Below are 22442 nucleotides of genomic sequence, written 5' to 3' on the forward strand. Positions count from 1 at the left end.
GGTTAGCTTGTACGATATTATCAATACTTTATCCTTATTTTTCAAAAAATGAAAGCGTTCTATTTTCAGGAAGGGATGTTTATCCAATGAAAACGGCAAAGCCAGTTAAGCATGTCATCGTTGATGATTTATTTTGGAAAAAGTATAAGCAGGTTGTGGCGGAAGAGGTTATTCCTTATCAGTGGAAAGCATTAAATGATGAATTACCAGATACAGAACCCAGTCATGCGATTGAAAACTTTAGGATTGCAGCCGGAGAATCCAGTGGGGAGTATTATGGAACCGTTTTCCAGGACAGTGATCTTGCCAAATGGCTGGAGACAGTTGCCTTTAGCTTAAGGGATCATCCGAATTCTGTGCTTGAGGAGCGGGCTGATGAAGTGATTGAATTGTTGGGAAGAGCTCAAGCTGAGGATGGGTATCTGAATACGTACTATCTGCTTAAGGAACCCGATAATCGCTGGACGAACCTAAGAGACAACCATGAGCTGTATTGTGCAGGGCATTTTATAGAAGCGGCTGTTGCTTATTATGAAACGACGGGCAAAACGAAGTTTCTTCACATTATGGAGAAATACGTAGGCCTGATTCAGCAGATTTTTGGTACGGAAGAAGGGAAACGGAAAGGCTACCCGGGACATGAAGAAATTGAGTTGGCCTTGATCAAATTATACGACGTAACGGCAAAGGATCAATATCTCAAATTAGCGCAATATTTTATTGAACAGCGGGGACAGCATCCTATTTACTTTGCAGAGGAACAAGAAAAGAGAAAACATATTCAAACAGAGCCCACCTGGAATGATGAGAACAACATTAATTTTGGTTTAGGATTTGAATACCAGCAAGCACACCAACCTGTGCGGGAACAAAAAGAGGCAGTCGGCCATGCGGTAAGAGCGGTGTATCTGTATATTGCGATGGCGGACTTGGCTGCGAAAACAGGAGATGCTTCCCTGTTACAAGCCTGTGAAACGCTGTGGGATGATGTAACGAATCACAAAATGTACATCACCGCAGGGATCGGTTCTACTGTAAACGCGGAAGCGTTCACTTGCCATCACGATCTTCCTAATGACAGCATGTACTGTGAGACTTGCGCCTCTGTAGGGCTGGCCTTTTGGGCCAATCGTATGTTGCGCTTAGCGCCGAACCGGAAATATGCCGATGTGCTGGAGCGTGCGCTATACAACGGGACGATTAGTGGGATGGACCTGGACGGGAAACGATTTTTCTACGTGAATCCGTTGGAGGTTAATCCCTTTCAAAAATCCAGAAAAGATCAAGAGCATGTAAAAACAGAACGGCAAAAATGGTTTTTCTGCGCCTGCTGTCCGCCCAATTTGGCACGAATGATTGCATCGGTTGAGGACAATATGTACACCCAAACGGACGATACGTTGTATACGCATCTGTACATTGCCAGCAAGGTGAACATGACTTTATCTGGTCATGAGGTTGAAATTACACAAACTCATCATTATCCATGGGATGCGGATCTAACCTTTTCGATCCATGTAACAGAGCCAACTCCCTTTAAATGGGCACTGCGAATTCCAGGGTGGTGCAAGCAGGCAGAGGTAAAGGTGAATGGGGAAACCATATCATTAGATCGTCTGGAAAAAGGCTATATCGAGATTCAGCGTACTTGGAAGGACGGAGATGTGGTAACTCTGCATTTGGCTATGCCAGTTGAGCGCATTCGGAGCAATCCGCTGGTCTCCATGAACCAGCAGCAAATTGCTCTCCAACGCGGACCAGTCGTGTTTTGCCTGGAAGAAGTGGATAATGGAGCGAATTTGGCAGGATTAAGATTGACGAAGGATAGTCTTATTACGGAAGAGTTCAGCGGAAACCTGCTGGGTGGCATTGTAAAGCTGACCATAGAGGGACACCGGGTAAAAAATTCGAATGCATTATACAGCTCGGAGCCCCCTGAATTTGTTCCTCAACAAATTACCGCCATTCCTTACTACGCCTGGTGCAATCGGGCTAAAGGGGAAATGCGTGTATGGGTTTATGAATCATAATTCATTCGCATGGGGAGAGGAAAGATCATGAGTACGAGAATTGTGAGTACAGAACCACCGGAAAAGGCAACCAGTACCGTTCCTTTTCATCGTAAAATCAGCTATTCATTAACGGATACGGCCGGCAATCTGTTGTACTGTGTCATTTCCAGTTATCTATTATATTTTTATACAGATGTATTCGGTCTTTCTATCGGGATTGCCGGGACATTACTATTTATCACCCGTTTTATTGATGCTATTGATGCCCCGATTTGGGGCATCCTGATTGATCGAACGAAGTCAAAATACGGCCAGAGCAGACCCTATTTTCTATGGTTAGCAATCCCGTTCGCTGTGTTCATGGTCCTTACGTTTACGACGCCCAATTGGAGTGAGTCGGGCAAAATTGCATATGCCGCCATTACGTATATCATAGCCGGCATCCTGTACACAGGAATTAGTACGCCGATTACGTCTATTCTGCCTAACCTGAGCACCAATTCTAATGAACGCGTCGTCTTGAACTCCTTCCGCATGGTAGGGGGGAATGTGGGCTTCTTCATCGCCACGACGTTTACGTTACCTTTGGTTGCTTTCTTTGGACAGGGGAATGATCAAAAAGGATTTTCCTTAACGCTTGTTTTATTTGGAATCATGGCGATTATTATGTTTTTCATAGCGTTTGCCGATTTGCGAGAAAATGCAGCAGTGAAAACGAAGTCCGTTCCCATTGCCAAAAGCTTCACAGCGATCAAACGAAACTGGCCCTGGATGCTCGTTGTAGCTGCCAACTTGTGTTACTGGATCGGTTTGAATATTCGTTCAGCAACGCTCATCTTTTATCTGCAATACAATCTGGACAGTAAGGACTTAGTACCTTTAATCAATGGACTGACCTCCTTACAGTTGATCTCGATGGTTCTGATTCCGTTTTTTGCCAGAAAATTAAGTAAAAATGCGATTATGATTATCGGATTGATATTAGCTGCGCTGGGTCAAGTCGTGATTTTAATGGGAAGTACAGACTTAACTCTCATTATTATCGGCTGGATTATTGGTGCGTTAGGATCAGGCTTTGCATGTTCTATGCCGTTTGCGATGTTGTCAGATACAGTCGATTATGGGGAATGGAAAAATGGTATTCGGGCAAGTGGCTTCCTGACCTCTATTGGAAGCGCATTCTGTATTAAAGCGGGTAGCGGAATTGGCGGATTATTGCCAGCATGGATTATGGGCAGCACCGGTTACATCGCTGGGCAAGTTCAAACCCCTACGGCGTTGTCTGGCATTCAGTTCAGCTTTATCTGGCTGCCATTTATCATCTTCTTGATCGGGATCATTCCTATGTTTTTTTATAAAAAATTCGAAAAGAATGAAGCTTCTATTCAACAAGATTTGATTGCGAGAAGATCATAGACATTCTTTTAACAAGGTTTTAATGACATATTAAGGCATTATAATACTGCTGCAAAACCTGTTCACTGAGCTGAGCAGGTTTTTCTGTTATTTTCTATTCAAATGTGAGCAAGACCATTGACAGGATTTTCTTTTGGAGCAATACTTCTATGTAGAGAAAAGTGTACAGAATCAAGAACTAGACACATCTAGCCTTGCAACTTTATACATTTTTTCGCCATGAAGGCTCTTCTGTTGAAGGGTTTTTTTCAATTTGAGAAAAAGAATGTGATGATATGAGTCAACTGAGTGTAAGGATGAGAACACATGGCTTTCTGAATAAGCATTTTTCAGGAGAGTCTATTGATTATCGACAGATGATTGCGCTGTTTATCCCGCTGCTGATTGATCAGGCTTTTATCGTGGGTCTTAATTTGGTGAACACGGCCATGATTAGCTCGTCGGGGATGGCGGCAGTCAGTGCCGTAAATATGATTGATTCTTTGAATATTTTTCTGATTAATGTGTTTGTCGCAGTGTCTACCGGGGGAACGGTTGTCGTGGCACAGTATAAGGGGAGCGGTAACGACCTCATGGTTTCTAAAGCCGCATCCGGTACCATTTCCTCCGTTTCCTTGCTGGCCTTATGTATCAGTTTGTTTATGATCGTGTTGTACAATCCGATTTTGAGTGTTCTGTTTGGTTCCGCCTCGCCTGATGTATTAGCTAACGGTAAGGTATATCTACTGGGAAGTTGTATGTCTTTTGTGGGGATTGCAATCGTTGAGGCGGTGTGTGGAGCGCTGAGGGGGATCGGGAAGACGAGGGCATCGCTGGCTCTTTCTCTCATCATGAACCTCTCGTACGTGCTCCTCAATGTGGTATTCATTAATGTATTGGATATGGGTGTGCTGGGCATGACGATTGCCGTCAATGTGTCCAGATATGCAGGAGCAGTGTGCGCGCTGATCTATTTGGTCAGGGTAGATGATGACTTGCGTGTTCAGCTTAGAGATATGCTTTACTTTAATCTGGCCATGCTTAAAAAGATTTTGTTTATCGGGCTTCCCTTTGCAGCGGAGCAGATGTTTTTTAATGGGGGGAAAATTTTAACCCAAATTTTCATTGTGAGTCTGGGAACCAATGCGTTGGCGACGAATGCCATTTGCTCATCCCTAGCTAACGTGTTCCAAATCCCTGCGAATGCTTTGGCTCTTACGATTGTAACCGTGGTCGGTCAATGCATGGGACGTCGAAATGTCGAGGATGCCCGCAAGTTTACCAAATCGTTTATTTGGCTGTCGTCTTGTTCGTTTATTGTAATGGGATTAATCCTGATGCCTTTGTTTGAGCCGATGGTGGGGCTGTTTCATCCGCCTGCCGAAATCGTAGATGACATATTTGTTGTCATACTGATTAATACGTTGGCCCAGATTCCGCTCTGGTCCATTGCCTTTATCACACCCTCTGCACTAAGGGCAGCAGGTGATTCAAAATTTACGTCCCTCACCTCAATGCTGTCCATGTGGTTGTGTCGGGTGGTGCTCGGGTATATTTTGGGCATTGTGTTCAACTTGGGGATTGTTGGTGTCTGGTTGGCTATGGATATTGAATGGGGCGTGCGGGGACTCGTTTTCCTTTGGCGCTTCCGGGGCAACAAATGGGTCCAGCATCGTTTGATCGACTAAATAGGTCCACTACCATAAAATTGACTTCTGGATGAAGGCATTTTACGGTAGTGGATTTTTTTCCATTCCTATACTTCGTTCAGACTCCTTACTCTATCCTGATTCCTATATTGCCTAACTGCGCTCCCTGCTGCATACGGTGGAAGGCTTTTGCTGTGTCTTGTAGAGGAAATACGCTATCTATAATCGGATGGAGTGCATGGCGCTCCATGAACTGAAGCATAGCTGCGAATTCCTCGCCACTGCCCATAGAGGTGCCGATGATACTGATTTGAGGAAAAAATATAGACCGCAGTGGAATCTCTACTTGATCTCCTGAGCTTGCGCCAAATGTAACAATCCGACCGTTTGGCTTGAGGACATCCAAATATTTATCGAACGTAGCAGGACCGATACTGTCAAGGACCAGATCTACGGTGTCTCCGTTCATATTTTCTTTCCATCCGCTATGGCTGTCGAATGCATGATTAGCGCCATGGGCGAGGGCAGCCTGCCTCTTTGCTTCGCTGCGTGATGTGGCGCTGACCCGTGCACCTACCGCTAAAGCCATAAGCATGGCATACGTGGCTACACCACCGCCAATACCGGGAATGAGGACGTGCTCACTCTGCTGTAATTGGCCTCTTGTGAAGAGCGCGCGGTAAGCGGTCAAAGCAGACAAAGGCAGTACCCCTGCTTCTTCCCATGAAAGGTATGCTGGCTTGCTGACGGCATTTTGGACGGGGATGATAACCGATTCAGCGAATGTCCCGTCCGAAGGTCCGCCCAGAATGGCTGGAACTAAGGGAACATGATGCGTATTCTCCCATCCGATACATGGATTGATCATTACATCGGTGCCTACCAGCGAGGTTGGGACGCCAGCACCCACAGCCTCGATCACACCTGCTCCATCGGATCCGAGAATGAGTGGAGCATCGTTGGCAGCTCGATCTGCCATGAGGAATAAGTCCCGATGGTTCAAGCCTGCGGCTTTGAGTTTTACCCTCACCTCATCGTTCCCTGGCTGTCTGTCCGTAACGTCTGTATACATCAGACCCTCAGGGCCGTTTTTGCTGGCATGTATCACGGCTTTCATTTTAAAACCTCCCGTGGTGCGAATTTAGATGCAATTGCATATATATTGAATTGTACAGAGCGGCAAGCATCCGGTAAAATGAACAAAATCGAACGTGAGTATCACAAATGATCATACCAAGCAGGTGACGTATACATGGAAAGCAGTGATTTGAAAATTTTTCGGGCCGTCGCTCGCGAGGGCAGTATCACGAAGGCTGCGCAAGTTTTGAATTATGTACAGTCCAATGTGACTTCGCGGATTCAGCAGCTTGAGGCACAATTGAACGTACCGCTATTTCGCCGATCTAACCGGGGAATGACGTTAACGCCAGCAGGAGAGAATCTGCTGAAATATGCGGATACCATACTGACCTTGCTGGACGAGGCTGTAAAGTCCACTCAATATTCAGACCAGCCCGCGGGACCTTTGCGACTGGGCTCGATTGAGACGGCGGCGGTTACGCATCTGACCTCTTTATTGATGGAATATCACGCTCAATATCCTGATGTCCATCTATCGCTTATGACAGGCAGCACCCATGATCTCGTACAAAAGGTATTAAATTACGAATTAGATGGAGCGTTCGTCTATGGCCCCGTCGATGATCCGCATATAGAGCATGTTGCGGCGTTTGAAGAGGAGTTGGTGCTTATTTCGGAACCGGGAGAAAGTGATATGAGCAAGTTGCTTGCCAAGCCTATGCTGTTCTTCGATGTAGGCTGCACACATCGGGCAAGAGCGGAAAGTTTTCTGAGCGATGCAGGTGTGGATGCGTATCAGATTATGGAATTCGGAACCTTGGAAGTCATTTTGGGTGGAGTAGCCTCTGGTTTGGGAGTGTCCATGTTGCCACAATCGTCGATTGCAAAGGCAGAGGAGGCGGGAAGTATTGCTTCTCATCGTTTACCTGAGGAATATCGTAAATTAGAGGTGTGGTTTGTTCATCGGCGGGATTCGGTTTACTCCAGTGCACTGTCAGGCTTGCTCCATTGGATGAAAAAGGATGCTATACTTAACTAGGATTAAATTGACATCAGGGGTGTATCATTTGGAAGAACCTAATTTATTGAAAAATCCATCTACAGTAGCTCCGGGAGAATTTGTGAGGAATGGCGGTTATCAGCGACGAGAACCGGATAAGATGGCAGTATTATCAGAAACATACGGTGCCTCTATTTTTTTCAGAAGATGGGCGGCTTGGATGATTGACTTCATTCTTATCGTCTTTGGGTACGGAGGGCTGGTATATTTTACAGCGGAAAAAGTAGCTGAAGCGGAAACCCCAAATATGGGTATGGTAGTGATGCTCTTCCTGATCGGCTCCTTCTGCTATTATCTGTTACTGGAAGGACTTACAGGCTATACGCTGGGCAAGTTTGTACTTCGTATTCAGGTTGTGAATGGAGAAGGAAGGCCGCCAGGCATGGTTAAATCCTTGATCCGCACTCTCATACATCTGGTGGATACGAATCCGCTGCTTTTCATGGGACTGCCCGCCGGTATATGTGTGCTGGTGACACCTCGGAAACAACGGATTGGAGATATGGCTGCGAATACATATGTGGTTAAGGTAAGGGATTTGGGAAAGGTGGGCAGAAAGAAAACCGGGATTATTGCAGGAGCAATCATCCTGACGACGATCATTTCAATGGTTTTTGCTGTATCTTTAATTTCTATGCTCATTACGCAAATCATGAAGCCTGAGGTATTTACCAGTAAGGATAGCCAGTTTGCGGTTACGGCTCCCTGGAATTGGTCACGAGATAATAGGATTAATGAGGATGCGGACATCGCCATTAAAAATGAATTTACCGAAAGATATCTGATTGTATTGTCTGAACCGAAAAGCGATTTTGACAGCAGTATGACTCTTCAAGAATATAAAGGAATCATTGAGGATCATTTGGTGTCAGGAATTACGGACCCTGAATTGGGGACCGCTTCAGATATGGTGGTGAACGGATATCCTGCCATTGAGTTTACCCTAAAAGGAAAAATAGATGGGAATCTGGCCATGTATAACGTGACCACGATTGAAACACCTTCGCATTATCATCAAGTGCTTGCTTGGACCTACGCTTCCCGCTATGGTCGAGCACAGCAAGAGCTGCGCAAGATTAGAGACAGTTTCCGCGAAATGAACATGCTGTGAAGTGAACATGAAGCAATGACGATGAATCGAAGTTATAAGGAAGTAAGTGGAACAAGCAGACAGCTTATAGAAGCGTCTGCTTGTTGTTTTATAAACTTCCTTTAAAAAACGAACATCAAAACGCAGTAGGCGGAATAGTAGATTTATATAGATAATTTGATCATACAATAGAGTGTCTAATCACTCGTAATCCAGCTACTTTCGCCACTTTGCCTTGTGGATGGGCCTTGAATTGAATCGTAACTTCATTCTTGTGGTTCGTCACAGATAGAGGAAGCTCATAGACGAACGTTTCGAATTTATTCATTTCCTCAGACTCCAGCTTGCCTTCCCCTAAAATCAGGCCATCCGCAGTGATGTCAAAGTCACTATGGGGACGGCTCAAGTCCTTCAAATAAGTAACCGCCAATTGGACAGGCTCATCCGGAAGCACCTTCATGACAAAAGAGAACCAGCCCCCAGGCCAGGTATCGCGATATTTGCGGTTATAGATGGACCCTAGACCTACATGCTCTCCAGTAAAGGCATGATCCCGTTCAGGCTGCATTTCGGCAGGCTGCACAACGTCCACTGTAAGTCGTTCCAGCTCTAGCTGATACGCTAACGCGGTACGATATTCTGCCTCGGTTGCTGTCCATTCGTCCTTGGAAAAGAGATCCCAATAGACGGTATATGAACGATCATACATCTGATAAAACGGACGAAGCTGCAAGTCTCCGATATAGCCTAAGTCGGTCATATGGAATGTATTAGGCTCGTTCCCGTCAGCAATCAGCTTCGTTGTCAGGGAATCGGTCGATCCGATCAGAACAGACGCAAGCAGACGTTCCTCGTTGGACTCCTGTTCAACAGGGCCAAGGTCCCCAGCCAGTACAAGCGGGCCGTACATAAAAGCAATTCGGTGTGGATTATCCGGCATTTCCTCGACTCTCACGGTCATAGGAATATCGTACTCGATCGTATCCCCATTGCTCCATTCCCGTTCCATTACAACGTAGCTGGTAGGACAGGCCTCTGTGACGTGCTCTTCCCCGTTGATTTTAATCAGCATCCCTTGCTCCGCCCAGTGCGGGCATCTTAGCTTGATTGCGAAGGATTTGGGCTGCTTGCTGATAACGCGCAGCGTTCCCCGTCCATTTTGCGGAAAGAGAGTGTCTTGTTTGAGCTGTACGCCCATCTCGTCCCATGTCACAGTAGAAGGGACATATTGATTGACATAGATCGCTTCTGGCGTGTGAAAATAAATTGCAGTGCCGTACATGGAGTGACTTTCCATACCGGACCCGACACAGCATGTGAAATCCTCATATTGAGAATTAAAGGACTTGTGTCCTCCCATTTCCAGCGATACAAAATAGCACACACGTCCATCTACAGGCTGCTGTGAAGCTAGAATATGATTGAACATCGCTCGTTCATAGTAGTCGGCATAGGCTGCATAGGCGTCCCACTCGAACATATGTCTTGTTAATTTCAGCATATTGTAGGTGTTACAAGTTTCACAGGTACCTTCGCCCAAACGGTCATTCAGCTTGCCAGGTTCACCGAAATGTTCATTATAACTATTGCCGCCGATCACGTAGGAATGCTTGTGAACCACCCGATCCCAGAAAAAGCGAGATAGGTCCGCATATTGCGGTTTCCCCGTCATTTCAAATTGCCGTGCAGCGCCAATGATTTTGGGGATTTGCGTATTGGCATGTCGCCCTGCCAACGTATCTTGGCTATCTGCGAGATCATTTAACACCTCTCCGTGATAAAAGCGTTCCGCCAGACTCAAAAAGCGTTCTTCTCCCGAATGTTCCGCCAGATCGGTCAGCACCTCGTTCATACCGCCAAACTCGCAATGCAGCACCTGCTGCACCTGATCATCGTCCAGTCCTTGAAGTACATCCTCCAGCCAGTTGCCGAGTTTGATTTCTATAGACAGGGCCTTGGGATGATGCGCCAGCAGATGGGCATCACGCAAGCCCGCAAAAAGTTTGTGCATGGTATATAGCGGCACCCAGCCACCGTTCAGATCAAAGCCCTGGGAGCGGATATCTCCGGCTTTTACTTCCTCAAAAATCTCTTTCCCACGTGGAATGCCGGAAATGTATCCGTTTCCATGACTGTTTTGGCATATCTCCAGTTCGTCGACTACATAGTTCACGCGTTCCAACAGTCTTTCGTCGCCTGTGGAGGCAAACATCAGTGCACAGCCGGACAGGTAGTGACCGAGTGTATGTCCGCTGATGCCACGCGCTTCCCAGCCTTCATAGTGAGCCGCTTTGGGCTCCAGTCCCGCATATTCACGAAAGCGCGATAATAAACGGTCGGGTTCCAAGCTCAGCAGGTAGGCCGTATTCAGTTCCATCGCATGTAAAAGTGGGCCGGAATCAATTCTTACTTTATGCAAGTCAAAAGCTTTAGCTTTCAAAATCATCGCTCCTTAGCTAAGATGAAAGTGTATATTTCTCCACTACATTAGCATTGGAATCGCGGTATGTCAGTAGCTTAACCATACAATGGGTGGACAAATCCGAACATGAATCTAAAGAGGCGATAACATGACCTATCTAAAAGTAAATGTAGATGCTCCAATCCAACTGATCTCCGCAGGCGAGTTTGTTTCCGAGGTGCCTTGGAAGCATATGAGTCGCTCCATTGATAATTTTGAGCTGATCCTGGGTGTCCAAGAGACGGTATATATACGAGAGGAACGGGAGGATTTTGAAGTAGGCGAGGGAGATATTCTATTGCTTTACCCCGGTCGTACGCATAAAGGATACCGGGAATCGTTGCCGGGTGTAAAATTTTATTGGTTTCATTTCGATGTTCCCGCGACCCCGAATGTACTATCTAATGAGGAAATGAAGCAGGAAACAAGTGCTATGAATGGACTTTTGCAGCGTCATGGCAAGATGCGGGATATCTATTTACCGCAATGTGTACAGGCAGACAACGGGGATCGGATTCATATTATCGTCAATCAGATTTTGCATGTAGCCAACTCACATTATCTTACGTATCACAGTGCCAATTATTTGTTCACCTCGCTGCTGATCGAGATATCAGAACTGGCGCTTAGCCGCTTGCTTTCCAATCCTGCTCATTCACAGGGGAATGTGAGTTTTAACAAAATTATTGAGTGGACCCGAATTCATGCCGAAGAGCCGCTGACCGTGACGGATTTAGCTCGAAAATTCAATTATAACAAGGATTATATCTCTCGTTTGTTCAAGCAAAACACAGGTATGCGCCCCTTGGAGTTCATTCACAGTATTCGTATCAACAAAGCCAAAGAGTTGATTTCCCGTACAGATATGAGCATTAAGCAGGTTGCCGAAGAGGCCGGATATACCGATGAGAAGTATTTTATGCGTTTGTTCAAAAAGAGAGCCCACATGACTCCTTCCCAATACCGGAATGCCTATCACAAAACATTTATGAACAATGTCTAGTGCATTTCTACTAAAAGTTGGGTGCGACCGTCCATAGGGGGCAACTGGTGCAGTATTTGGTCAATTGACGGAATCACTTAATATGGTAATCTGAGGGAAGGGTTTAAATGGTTGCAGGCTATGTTATTACTTGATGAAAAAGGGGCGAGCGAGATGCTACAACCACCATTAAAGGATGAACTGACTCGAATACTGGAAGGGTATTCACTGGATGAAGATTTAAAAGAAGAGATTCATCAGGAAGCTCAATCTGCTATACAATTTCATGTGGAGCATGAGGAAAACTACGAACACATTGGAAATAGTCGGATCGCCGGCTATCCAGATCTGCCACCCACGATAGAGTGGCCTTGTAATTTAGACGGGGAATATTATACGTTTATTGCTCAAATTAATTTGAGTGAGCTGCCTTTTTCACCATTTGAGGGATTGCCTCATCAGGGCATACTATACTTTTTTCTTGGGCTGGATGAGCCCGCCTATGATATTGACCATAAAATCTTTTACTATAACGGTGACAGCAGCGCTTTGCAGAAAACATTACCGCCCGCTGGGTGCGTAGAGGTTTCGGCAGAGCAACGAGATTTCACCGCCTATGCGATTTCCTTTCAGCCGATTATTACCATTCGGTCGGAGGGTGAGCTAGGAGATATTCTTGTAGATCAGTACGAAGAGCTGTATGAGCTTGTATGTGAACAAAGTGACACGTTGTGGGGTCAGCATCAATCTTTTGCAGGGAACACCCGGCGGGATGCTTATCTACGCCGAAACGGGCTTGAGGGTCTTCTGTTTAACTGGCATAAGAGTGAGAGTCAGATTCATAAGGAAATCGAGCAAGCTACGCATAGGGGGAGTACGGATTATGCGGAGCGTTTACGATCCGAAGTGCTGCCTCAGCTACAAGAATATCAAACGAATCGGGAAAAGCACGATCAGGCTTCGGAAAATTGGCATGTTCTGCTCTCGGTCTCTTCTTTGGACGAGGTTGGTATGTGCTGGTGGGACGCGGGGTATTTGGAGTTTTTTATAGATCAAAGGGACTTGAAGAACCTTGATTTCACGCGAACGTATGTCAATCTGGCTACGAGCTAGCTAAAGTTCTAGACTGGGAAAATAAAGTATTAGACGGACGTTGCTTCATTCAGCTCACGGGCAGGTTAGTTTAACTCTAGAAATAAGAAAAGGGAACAAGCGTTCTTTACATGTGTTATATATGAGTATATAATCAAAACGAACCGGAGATCTGTTTTTTTTGATAAAACAATGTAGATTCTTCTTTGGTGTAAGAATTTTATAAATAACTCAATTTTGGAGGGTCTGTATGCCATATTGTAAAGTCAAGAATGCCAATATATATTACGAGGAAATTGGTAAAGGCAAACCGATTATAATGATTCATGGTTTTACACCAGACCATCGGTTAATGAGTGGGTGCATGGAACCGATATTTGAAGGTAATTCCGATTGGCGTCGTATCTATCTTGACCTGCCTGGAATGGGACAAACAAAGGATTACGATCAAATATGTAATTCAGATGATATGCTAGAAGCAGTTATAAATTTTATTGAAACTCTTGTCCCAAACGAGGATTATCTCATAGCAGGCGAATCGTACGGTGGATATATTACAAGGGGAATAATTAATAGACATAAAGATCGTATTGGTGGAGCTGCTCTGATTTGTCCATTAATTATTCCTGAACACAAAAGAAGAATACTGCCCGAGCATTTTGTTGTTCATTGTGATCGCGAGTTTATGGGCACCTTAAGTGAAGAGCAAATAAGTGATTTTAGCGCAAATCAAGTCGTTCTCAATGAATATAATTGGAAAAGGTATTCTGAAGAGATAGTGGCAGGTTGTAAGATCGCTGACTACGGTTTTCTTAGCAAGATTCAAAGAAACTATGGGTTTTCCACCAATATAGATAAATTAGTTTTTGATAAACCAACAGTATTTACTCTTGGGCGACAAGATGCAGTCGTTGGTTACATAGATGCTTTTAGAATTTTAGATAATTATCCTAGAGCAACCTTCGCCGTTTTAGATCGAGCAGGGCATAATCTTCAGATTGAACAGGCTCTATTATTTGAGTCACTTATGCGTGAGTGGCTTGAAAGAGTAACAGAGTTTGGATTTTAGTTGTATATTAATCCATGAACTAACGGGAAACGTTGATTCAATGAAACAACGACAACCTAGGACTTTATTTTCTGCTGACAGTATGATTGGAATGATAAAATGCAAAGGCCCTTCTGGCTTTCCATCAGGGAAGCAGCGGAAGGGCTTTTGTTATATATACTTGCCTATACGGGGAGTTTATTTATATCCGCTGCACGGTGAACTCGAATTCCAGCATTTGATCGGCTGTAATTTGGTATTCTTCATGTACCGGGGCTCCCCAGCTATCGTCGCCGCCTACGCCCATTTGCTTGCCAGCTACGGTGACAACGGTATAGTACACGTTGGGCAGCTCATACAGATGGTATGCACTTTCCAACTCGAACGCTGTATACGGCGAAATGTTGCATTCCACTGGTGCGGTAGCAGGTGCAGTAATGCGAATGCCCCGCTGGGAATCATCAGTAATATCGACACGGCGCACGCCTGTACGATTGCCGGATTCCTGCGGCACGACATACCCGGATACGTTATCCGCAGCTTCGTTGCGGAATACGCCTAGTCTCGCGCCAAAGGCACGGTCGATGTAATTCTCTTCCGGTCCCATCGCGTACCAGTCCAGATGGCGGTAGTCTGCCGGAACCTTGAACGAAAGGGCAAAGATCGGCAGGTTAGGCAGTCCTGAGACGCCTTCATAAGTCGATTTTACGTTCAGACTGCCATCTGCCAAGACGGTGTAGGCTACCGTTACCTGTGCGTCCGTATGAATGCTCAGCGTGTAGCGGAATGCAACAGTTACACGGTCTGTCTGCTCTTCCGTGACCTCGATGCCCACGCATTTACGTGTCAGACTTGCAGCGAACCAGCCACCGGCTTCAAAGCCCAGTGCGGTTCCCCGATCATTGTCTGTGGTCGCCCGCCAGAACAATGGAGCAGGAGGTGTAGCGATCATCTCACGTCCGGCGTAGCGAAGTGAAGTCAGGCTACCTGCTCCTTTGGAGAACATGATACTGAAATCTGCACCGTGAACGCCAATATTTACATCGCCATGCACCACTCGTAAGGCACCGACCGTAGGGAGCTGCAGCGGATTTGGATCTTCCACGATGAAAATATGCTGTCCGAAGGCCACTTCGTGTCCAGCCTCAGCCCAGAGCGTCGCTTCCTTCAAAACCAGAGCGGTGTGAATGACGTACTCACCGGGCTTCTCGTCTGTGCTTGGGAACGTCAGTGGAATATACGCTTCGGTCTGAGCCGCCACATCCACATGAATGGCATTACGTGCGATCTCTTGGCCCTCATGCAGCAGGCTGTATACAAGCTCGTAGTCCCCCGTTCCTTCGAACAGGTTTTCATTGCGAATGGTTACACCGCTGCGATCCGGGGTGAGCTTCAGATTTTGATACAGGAATTTGACCTCCTGCATCTTCGGCGAAACCTTCCGATCTGCATAGACAATTCCGTCCGTACAGAAGCCATAGTCTGTAGCACGGTCGTCAAAGTCGCCGCCGATCGCGAGGTACTCGCGTCCATAGCGATCTTTTTTCATAACAGCCTGATCAATATAATCCCAAATAAAACCGCCCTGATATAGCTCGTATTTGTTTTCCAGCTCGGTATACTTGTGCATGCCGCCTACGGAATTGCCCATCGCATGCATATATTCGCAACTGATATACGGCTTTTGTGGATTATCGTTTAAGTATTGCTCGATATCTGCAGGCTTGGCGTACATCCGGCTCTCCATATCGCTAGTATCATCGTACGTACGGTTATGAAACACGCCTTCGTAATGCACTAGACGGCTCGGATCGGTGGTTCGGAAATAGTTAGCTACATTGCGCAGCACTTCGCCTGCATACGACTCATTGCCGCAGGACCAGATCAGAATGGACGCGTGGTTTTTGTCCCGTTCCAGCATGGAAATGGCGCGATCCATGATGATATCTTGCCACTCAGGCAGATTGGCAGGAATATTCCACGATGGCTCGACGGCACCGAGTTTTTGCCAGGAACCGTGTGTTTCCAAGTTCATTTCATCAATTACATAGACTCCGTACTCATCGCATAGCTCATACCACAGAGTCTGGTTTGGATAATGAGAGGTGCGGACAGCGTTCATATTATTCTGCTTGAGCGTCCGAATATCCCACAGCATATCTTCACGGGAAATGGCACGTCCGGTGCGAGCGTTAAATTCATGGCGGTTCACACCTTTAAAGACGATACGTTTGCCGTTCAAATGCATGACCTTGTTGATCAGCTCAAATTTACGGAAGCCGATTTTTTGTGGAATGACTTCCACGAGCGATCCACTGGCATCATAAATTTGAATGAACAACGTGTACAAATAGGGTTTTTCCGCGCTCCACCGCTGCACTTGCTCCAAGGTTGCTGACAGTGAAGCCGTGCCATCCGTAAAGTCAGCTTTCAAAGAAGCTACAACATGACCGGTAGCATCTTTCACATCGACAGTTGCATAGGCCGTTGCCGGCTTTTCCAAGGTCAATTTCAGTTCCAGAAGGCCCTGCGTGTAGGAAGCATCCAGATCTGCCTTGGCATGCAGGTCACGTACGTGAAGCGTAGGGATGGTATAGAGGTACACCTCTCTGAAAATACCGGAAAAACGCCAAAAGTCCTGATCCTCCAGCCACGCCCCCGTACTTCTTTGATAAACCTCTACCGCCAGCTTGTTTTCGCCTGCTTGCAGGAACGGTGTCAGTTCAAAATCAGATGGTGTAAAGCTGTCCTCGCTATAACCGACAAATTGTCCGTTCAACCATACATAGAAAGCCGACTCAACACCTTGGAAAGAAATGAACACAGGCTGCGCGTCGGAAGCCATATTTTCCGGTAAAACAAAGCTTTTGATATAGCTCCCGACCGGGTTGTGATCCTCCGGAATATGGGGTGGGCGAACGTCCGAATGTCCGTCCCATGGATACATCGTGTTCACGTACTGCATTTGGCCAAAGCCTTGCGTCTGAATGTGACCCGGTACCTGAATATCGCTCCAGCCGCCGTACTCAAAGCCAGGCGCATAGAACTCTACTGGACGACTGGCTGGATTCGTTGCATAGTTAAATTTCCAGCTCCCATTCAGGCTATGGCGCCAAGCCATATCAGCTTGCTGCTCCGCTTCCTGAAGCGTAGCGTAATATTTGTGATCGGAATAGGCGGGCAGCCGATGTACAGCAAATTTGGTTACGTCGGTCAGCCAGTCCAGACTAGGGGGTTGGATGGTCAAGGCGAACACTCCTTATTTTTAAAATTGAAATGAAGAACGTACACAGAAATCTGTTATTTTACCGAACCCACCATGCCCGCTACAAAGTGTTTCTGCATCAGGAAAAATACCAGTGCAGTCGGAAGTGTGGACAGGACAATGGCGATCATGATGACACCGTAATCCGGTGCATAGCTGGAGCCGAGGTTCGAGATCAACAGCGGAATCGTTTGATTTTCCGGCGTTTGCAGCACAATCAGAGGCCAGAGGTAGTTGTTCCAACTGGACATGAATGTGATGATCGCGGCAGCGGCATAGGTTGTTTTCATTGTAGGCATGTATACCCGGAAGAACAGACCCAGCTCGGACAATCCATCCATACGACCTGCCTCCAGTAGATCTTTGGGAAACATCTTGGTGCTTTGACGGAAAAAGAAGATCAGGAACGCCGTAGTTACGGTCGGAATGACGACAGAAGAGAGCGTATCAATACCGATCCACGGTATGACATTAGAAATGCTGCCGAACATCCGGTAGAGCGGGATCATGATCGCCGCAAACGGAATCATCATAGACATCAGCAGGATATTGAAGACAACGTCTTTCGCTTTACTTCTGTAAATTTCAAAGCCATAACCAGCCAATGACGCGATTAGCATAGCCAGCAGCGTAGTTGAGATGGAGACTTTTGCAGAGTTACTGAGTGCGGTAACGATGTCCACTTTTTCAAGCAAATTGTGCATGTTATCCATCAGATGGGAGCCAGGCAGCAGCTTGCCCTTGGTCACATCGACCGACAGGTTCGTGGCGCTGGATAGCATCCACAGGAACGGGAAAATCGAAACGAACGACACAAGGATCAGAAAGGCGTACGTAAATGCTCTTTTTGTTTTCATCATTTTTTCTCACCTGCCACTTTGAACTGGATAATCGACAAGATAATGATCATAATGACGATGGAATAAGATACGGTCGCCGCATAACCAAAGTCGGATGAATACTTGAAGGACAGATTGTAAATATATTGCGAAATTGAAGATGTCGCGTTCCCTGGCCCACCTTTGGTAATATTCATAATTTCATCGAAGAGTTGGAGTGTACCAATCGTTGATGTAATCGAAGTGAACAGGATAATCGGCTTAAGCAGTGGAACCGTAATGCTGAAGAACTGTCGGATCGGGGAAGCTCCGTCAATACGGGCCGCTTCGTAGATGGAACTGTCAATGTTCTGAAGACCGGACAGGTAAAAGATCATATTATAACCAGTCCAGCGCCATGTGATCGCGATAATAATCGTAACCTTGGCCCAGAAAGGATCTGTAATCCATTGGATGGGCGTGCCAATCACGTGCAGATTCAGCAATAAGGAGTTTACCAGACCGTCGGACGAGAACAGGTACTTGAAGACAACGGAATAGGCTACAAGGGATGTGATACACGGCAAGAAGATAGCGGTGCGGAAAAAGCCCTTGAATTTCAGGTTTTTATCATTCAACAATACCGAAATGAACAGAGCCAGAATGACCATCAAAGGCACCTGGAAAATTAAATAGATAAACGTATTCTTCACGGCGGTTATAAACATTTTATCGGTGAAGAGTCGCTTGTAGTTATCAATGCCGTTAAAGCTCAGATTAGACCCTGTACCTGTCTTAAAGGACAAGATAAGCGCCTGAATCATCGGATAGAAATAAAAAGCGGCGATCATGATCACTGCGATGGATATGAACAACCATCCTGTCATACCTGCTTTGAGACGTGTTGTAGTTATTTTGGGCGCGGCTGTCTTCATACCATGTCAACTCCCTGTGCAGCAATAAAACCTTGAACTCGCAAGCCCAAGGTTTTAAGTGCTTTTCGTTTTATTATTTAGCCTTGGCTAGATGGACTGTCTTATTTAAGCTGTGCTTCCGCTTGTCCTTGAGCATCTTTCAGAACTGCGTCTACATCTTTTCCGTTCAGATAGTTTTGAATTTCAACGGTCATGATATCCTCAATGGCATACGTGTGCAGACCATAATTGACTTTTGGAACTTGTTTAGTCCATTCTGCAAATTTCTTATATACTTTGTCGCCTCCGAAGTACGGATCCTCCACGTCATAAGCTTTACCGCTGGAAGCTGCGTTCAATGAACCGACAATTCCAATTTTGCTCAGCATATCTTGATACAGCTCTGTATCTGTTCCGAATGTTTCTTTCAGGAAATCAGCAGCGGTATCTTGACCGTCCGAGTTAAGGACATACCAGGAGCTGCCGCCGAGGCTGGAAGCATTCACGGATTCAGGTATATTTTTCAGCTTAGGGAAAGGAACAACAGCCCATTTACCGGATTGCGAAGCTTCTGCTTTGATCGAAGGTGTAATCCAGTTACCTGTAGGTACGGAAGCAACTGCACCGCTGTTGAATGCGGCCAAGAACTGACTCCAGTCGGCATTCATTTTAACAATGTTAGCGTCGAACAAGGATTTGTACGTCAAGAGAGCTTCTTTCAGAGCTGGATTACCAGCCAGGTTTGGTGTTTTACCGTCTTCTTTCAGGTACCATGAACCTGCGGTTTGGATCATACCGCGGATCAGACCGAGGTCATTCGGATCTTGAGTCAGCATTTCTTTGCCTGTTTTTTGTTTTACAGCTTTACCAATTTCAATAAATTTGTCCCAATCAATATTGGTTAGGTCCGCTACTTTGTATCCGGCTTGTTCCAGATAGTCCGTTCTTACATACAGTCCCATAACACCGGAGTCGAATGGAACACCGTACTGCTTGCCATTGTAGCTAGTCGGTCCAATTTTATAATCAGCGAAGTCGGATGCTTTGATCGTGCTGCTCATATCATGGAAAGAATCGGGATAGGCTTGCAGGAAGTTCTGTGCCCGATAATCCTCGATCAGAACCACGTTCGGCAATCCTTTAGTAGATCCGGAGTTAAGGCCGGCATTCATTTTTTGTACGATATCGTTTTGAGCATATTCAACAATGTTTACGGTTACATCTGGGTGTTTGGCAACGTAGCGATCTTTTGCCAGCTTCAGGGCTGCGATATTAAAATTCGGGTCCCAAGCCCAGACGGTGATTTCTTTTTTGCCTGAATCTGTGGTTGTAGCTGCTTTCTCGGAATTGCTGGAGCATGCGGATAGCAAGATCAAGCTTGCAATCAGCAGAAGGAAAGTCATTTTTTTCATTTTGTTCAACCCCTACTCTTTTTTTATATGTTGCTTGCCAGTTCTAAATCTCTTGAATGAAAGCGGTTACCTTATTTATAAATCTAGTGTACCATCCATACTTTGTCGGTGTTAGGAATATCTTTATACGGATTGGTCTTATTATTATGATTTATGAAAAAAGGTACCGCTTACATTTGTATTTTATTTTGGTTTAGGTATTTTTTTTAGGTTGAACTAAAGTTGTTCACGAAGCGCCACTGCGCGGCCGGATGGTGCTTCCCACCGCTGTTGCTTGTACAACACCATTCCGCCCACTCCGTTCTTGTTCCACCTTCTTTGTTTAGTTCAGCCTATTTTTTTATGGGGTAGGAGGGGCTGGTTTTACGATCAGTGGTAGGGTCATTCTTACTTTGGTGCCCTCGCCTTTTTTACTGGAGATGGTCACGCCGTATTCTTCTCCATATAAAAGGGTAATGCGGTTGTGCACATTCTGGATGCCGATGCCTGTGAACAGTTGGCGCTTGCTCTTGGGATTTGGTAGTCCGTCTTGCGCTGTATGCCCGTCCAAATCCATACCGTCTCCATCATCGACCACCTCACAGATCAATGTATCCTCCGTTTTGGACACCAATATATAGATGTGGCCTACATTTTTTTCATTAAACGCATGGAAAAAGGAGTTTTCGATAAAAGGCTGAATGATGAGCTTGGGCACATGGTACTCCAGACAATCGGGTGATACAAAATAATTCACTTGTACCCGTTGCCCGTAGCGAACATGGTTAATGAACACGTAATTTTGCATGTTGGCCATTTCCTGCTCAATGGTGATTGTTTCGCTCACATTGCTGATTGTATTTTGCAGTAAGGAAATGAGCGCATTGATCGTTTCGGCGGCTGTTTCCTTGTTTCCTTTGAGTACCAGCATTTTGATCGAAGCCAGTGTATTGTACAGAAAATGCGGATTGATCTGCCGTTGTAGTGCAGCAAGCTCTGCGTTTCGTTGGCCTTTTTGCGTCTCTAAAAGCTTACGGATATAGTCATTTAGTTCATCCAACATGTAGTTGTAAGCATGACTTAATTGTCTAACCTCATAGCTGCCTGTTACCGGGATATAATTATCAAAATTTTTCTCACGTATGGTCGACATTTGCTTCACCAGTCGAGTCAGGGAACGAATTAGTCGACGGGATATCAGAAAAACGATCACCAAAGCAATCAGTACGATGGCAATGCAGATCCAGACAACGGATTTAACGTCAATAATTTGCCCAATCGCGGCTTGTCTGTCGATCATGTTCACCAGATAAAAATCAAATGAAGGGATATAGTTGGAAAGGAGGATACTCTCCTTATTCATCACATCCGCATTAATGTAGTTCAATCCCTGTTCATTGATTTTTGTGGCATAGCCTAGCAGCTCACTGGAGCGTTGTCCGATCAGGTCCTGGCGGTTGCTTGATACAATTAATCCCGACTTGTCCAAAATAAGCACATCATTGCCGTTGCTCGTGAAATTGTTGTAGAAACGGCGAAATTCAGGCTCTCGGATAGCGATGTAGATCATGCCGTACAGGGTGCCACTGGTCCGCTCCATAAATGGTTTGGAGGCGATGATATAGGGTGTTGGCTTTTGCGCGGTGGTATTCATTTGTTGCTGAAATAATTCAGTATCCAATTGATACATAAGCTGTGCCGGTCGTGCTACACTTTGGGCTGTAATCGCACTGCTTTTAAGCTCTTCCGCAGTTACAGGCCAATAGGATGAGTCAGAGTAAAAGCTCCGACCGTTCAGACCAGTTACAGCGACACCAACATCATAGGCATCGACGTTCGATTTAATTTGCTTCATTTGCTGTGCCATTCCGAAGTAAGTCCTCGCCGAGTTAATCGAGTCAGATTGACCGCCAGTCAGATAGTTCTTGACCGTTCCATTTTCCGAAGCATGGGTTACGGCATTCACGATGGAATCATTGAAGGATTCAAAGCTGGATTGAATCTGGCTGAGTACCTTGGCATTTGTAATACTGAATGTCTCCGCAAAAAGTCGTTCAGACATTCGAATCGTCACCAAAGAGGTCAGCAAGGACACCGCAGTGATGCTGACCACCATAACAATAAAGATTTTGAAGAACAGACCTTGATATTTGATCTTATGGATATATCTTTTCATATGCAATCT

The 22442-nt window shown here is 45.7% G+C and carries 15 protein-coding genes; 8 read left to right on the forward strand and 7 right to left on the reverse strand.

Going from position 1 to position 22442, the window contains the following annotated elements; genetic code table 11:
• Positions 1-86 precede the first annotated feature (86 nt).
• From MKX46_RS16695 to MKX46_RS16705, 3 genes are all read left to right on the forward strand, one after another.
• Positions 87-2030, forward strand: coding sequence for a glycoside hydrolase family 127 protein (locus MKX46_RS16695; protein ID WP_341071504.1), 1944 nt, complete (start codon positions 87-89; stop codon positions 2028-2030).
• Between the two features lie 27 nt (positions 2031-2057).
• Positions 2058-3428: an MFS transporter gene (locus MKX46_RS16700; RefSeq protein WP_029516920.1), complete on the forward strand. Its 1371-nt coding sequence runs from the start codon at positions 2058-2060 to the stop codon at positions 3426-3428.
• A gap of 275 nt (positions 3429-3703) precedes the next feature.
• Complete coding sequence (locus MKX46_RS16705) at positions 3704-5095, forward strand: MATE family efflux transporter (RefSeq protein ID WP_069010166.1); 1392 nt, start codon at positions 3704-3706, stop codon at positions 5093-5095.
• An 88-nt stretch (positions 5096-5183) separates the two neighbouring features.
• Here MKX46_RS16705 and MKX46_RS16710 read toward each other — a convergent pair whose 3' ends face one another.
• Complete coding sequence (locus tag MKX46_RS16710) at positions 5184-6173, reverse strand: zinc-binding dehydrogenase (protein WP_340931173.1); 990 nt, start codon at positions 6171-6173, stop codon at positions 5184-5186.
• A 135-nt stretch (positions 6174-6308) separates the two neighbouring features.
• Between MKX46_RS16710 and MKX46_RS16715 the strand changes: the two genes are divergently transcribed.
• Positions 6309-7175, forward strand: coding sequence for a LysR family transcriptional regulator (locus MKX46_RS16715; RefSeq protein ID WP_049816966.1), 867 nt, complete (start codon positions 6309-6311; stop codon positions 7173-7175).
• Positions 7159-8307 carry an RDD family protein gene (locus tag MKX46_RS16720; RefSeq protein ID WP_049816965.1) on the forward strand — a complete coding sequence of 383 codons (1149 nt, stop codon included), beginning with the start codon at positions 7159-7161 and terminating at the stop codon, positions 8305-8307. The genes MKX46_RS16715 and MKX46_RS16720 overlap by 17 nt, the downstream gene beginning before the upstream one ends.
• A gap of 160 nt (positions 8308-8467) precedes the next feature.
• Here MKX46_RS16720 and MKX46_RS16725 read toward each other — a convergent pair whose 3' ends face one another.
• Complete coding sequence (locus tag MKX46_RS16725; protein ID WP_029516916.1) at positions 8468-10726, reverse strand: glycoside hydrolase family 127 protein; 2259 nt, start codon at positions 10724-10726, stop codon at positions 8468-8470.
• A 130-nt stretch (positions 10727-10856) separates the two neighbouring features.
• On the opposite strand from MKX46_RS16725, the gene MKX46_RS16730 reads away from it, so the two are divergent.
• The 3 genes from MKX46_RS16730 to MKX46_RS16740 all read left to right on the forward strand — a co-directional run bounded on the left by MKX46_RS16730 (position 10857) and on the right by MKX46_RS16740 (position 13890).
• Complete coding sequence (locus MKX46_RS16730; RefSeq protein WP_029516915.1) at positions 10857-11750, forward strand: AraC family transcriptional regulator; 894 nt, start codon at positions 10857-10859, stop codon at positions 11748-11750.
• A gap of 153 nt (positions 11751-11903) precedes the next feature.
• Positions 11904-12842 carry a YwqG family protein gene (locus tag MKX46_RS16735; protein ID WP_341071505.1) on the forward strand — a complete coding sequence of 313 codons (939 nt, stop codon included), beginning with the start codon at positions 11904-11906 and terminating at the stop codon, positions 12840-12842.
• 229 nt (positions 12843-13071) lie between these two features.
• Positions 13072-13890 (forward strand): alpha/beta fold hydrolase, encoded by an 819-nt coding sequence (locus MKX46_RS16740; protein WP_069010160.1) that lies wholly within the window; start codon positions 13072-13074, stop codon positions 13888-13890.
• A 181-nt stretch (positions 13891-14071) separates the two neighbouring features.
• On the opposite strand, the gene MKX46_RS16745 is transcribed toward MKX46_RS16740, so the two are convergent.
• The 5 genes from MKX46_RS16745 to MKX46_RS16765 form a co-directional block, all read right to left on the reverse strand.
• Positions 14072-17116 (reverse strand): glycoside hydrolase family 2 TIM barrel-domain containing protein, encoded by a 3045-nt coding sequence (locus MKX46_RS16745; RefSeq protein WP_341071506.1) that lies wholly within the window; start codon positions 17114-17116, stop codon positions 14072-14074.
• A gap of 53 nt (positions 17117-17169) precedes the next feature.
• Complete coding sequence (locus MKX46_RS16750) at positions 17170-17994, reverse strand: carbohydrate ABC transporter permease (RefSeq protein ID WP_013308300.1); 825 nt, start codon at positions 17992-17994, stop codon at positions 17170-17172.
• Positions 17991-18887, reverse strand: coding sequence for a carbohydrate ABC transporter permease (locus tag MKX46_RS16755; RefSeq protein ID WP_013308301.1), 897 nt, complete (start codon positions 18885-18887; stop codon positions 17991-17993). Before MKX46_RS16755 ends, MKX46_RS16750 begins: the two co-directional genes overlap by 4 nt.
• 101 nt (positions 18888-18988) lie before the next feature.
• Complete coding sequence (locus MKX46_RS16760; protein ID WP_029516911.1) at positions 18989-20278, reverse strand: ABC transporter substrate-binding protein; 1290 nt, start codon at positions 20276-20278, stop codon at positions 18989-18991.
• Positions 20279-20618: 340 nt separating this feature from the next.
• Positions 20619-22433, reverse strand: a complete 1815-nt coding sequence (locus MKX46_RS16765) for a cache domain-containing sensor histidine kinase (RefSeq protein WP_341071508.1) — start codon at positions 22431-22433, stop codon at positions 20619-20621.
• Positions 22434-22442: the final 9 nt, after the last annotated feature.

Origin of the sequence: Paenibacillus sp. FSL P4-0113 (assembly GCF_038009305.1) — a bacterium.
Taxonomy (GTDB): Bacteria; Bacillota; Bacilli; order Paenibacillales; family Paenibacillaceae; genus Paenibacillus; species Paenibacillus polymyxa_D.

What these genes read in the sequence shown, in the direction of transcription:
- MKX46_RS16730 (WP_029516915.1), top strand. Translation starts at nt 10,857, where the DNA reads ATGACCTATCTAAAAGTAAATGTAGATGCTCCAATCCAACTGATCTCC.
- MKX46_RS16750 (WP_013308300.1), bottom strand. Translation starts at nt 17,994, where the DNA reads ATGATGAAAACAAAAAGAGCATTTACGTACGCCTTTCTGATCCTTGTG.
- MKX46_RS16755 (WP_013308301.1), bottom strand. Translation starts at nt 18,887, where the DNA reads ATGAAGACAGCCGCGCCCAAAATAACTACAACACGTCTCAAAGCAGGT.
- MKX46_RS16720 (WP_049816965.1), top strand. Translation starts at nt 7,159, where the DNA reads ATGCTATACTTAACTAGGATTAAATTGACATCAGGGGTGTATCATTTG.
- MKX46_RS16765 (WP_341071508.1), bottom strand. Translation starts at nt 22,433, where the DNA reads ATGAAAAGATATATCCATAAGATCAAATATCAAGGTCTGTTCTTCAAA.
- MKX46_RS16735 (WP_341071505.1), top strand. Translation starts at nt 11,904, where the DNA reads ATGCTACAACCACCATTAAAGGATGAACTGACTCGAATACTGGAAGGG.
- MKX46_RS16760 (WP_029516911.1), bottom strand. Translation starts at nt 20,278, where the DNA reads ATGAAAAAAATGACTTTCCTTCTGCTGATTGCAAGCTTGATCTTGCTA.
- MKX46_RS16695 (WP_341071504.1), top strand. Translation starts at nt 87, where the DNA reads ATGAAAACGGCAAAGCCAGTTAAGCATGTCATCGTTGATGATTTATTT.
- MKX46_RS16710 (WP_340931173.1), bottom strand. Translation starts at nt 6,173, where the DNA reads ATGAAAGCCGTGATACATGCCAGCAAAAACGGCCCTGAGGGTCTGATG.
- MKX46_RS16715 (WP_049816966.1), top strand. Translation starts at nt 6,309, where the DNA reads ATGGAAAGCAGTGATTTGAAAATTTTTCGGGCCGTCGCTCGCGAGGGC.
- MKX46_RS16700 (WP_029516920.1), top strand. Translation starts at nt 2,058, where the DNA reads ATGAGTACGAGAATTGTGAGTACAGAACCACCGGAAAAGGCAACCAGT.
- MKX46_RS16740 (WP_069010160.1), top strand. Translation starts at nt 13,072, where the DNA reads ATGCCATATTGTAAAGTCAAGAATGCCAATATATATTACGAGGAAATT.
- MKX46_RS16705 (WP_069010166.1), top strand. Translation starts at nt 3,704, where the DNA reads ATGAGTCAACTGAGTGTAAGGATGAGAACACATGGCTTTCTGAATAAG.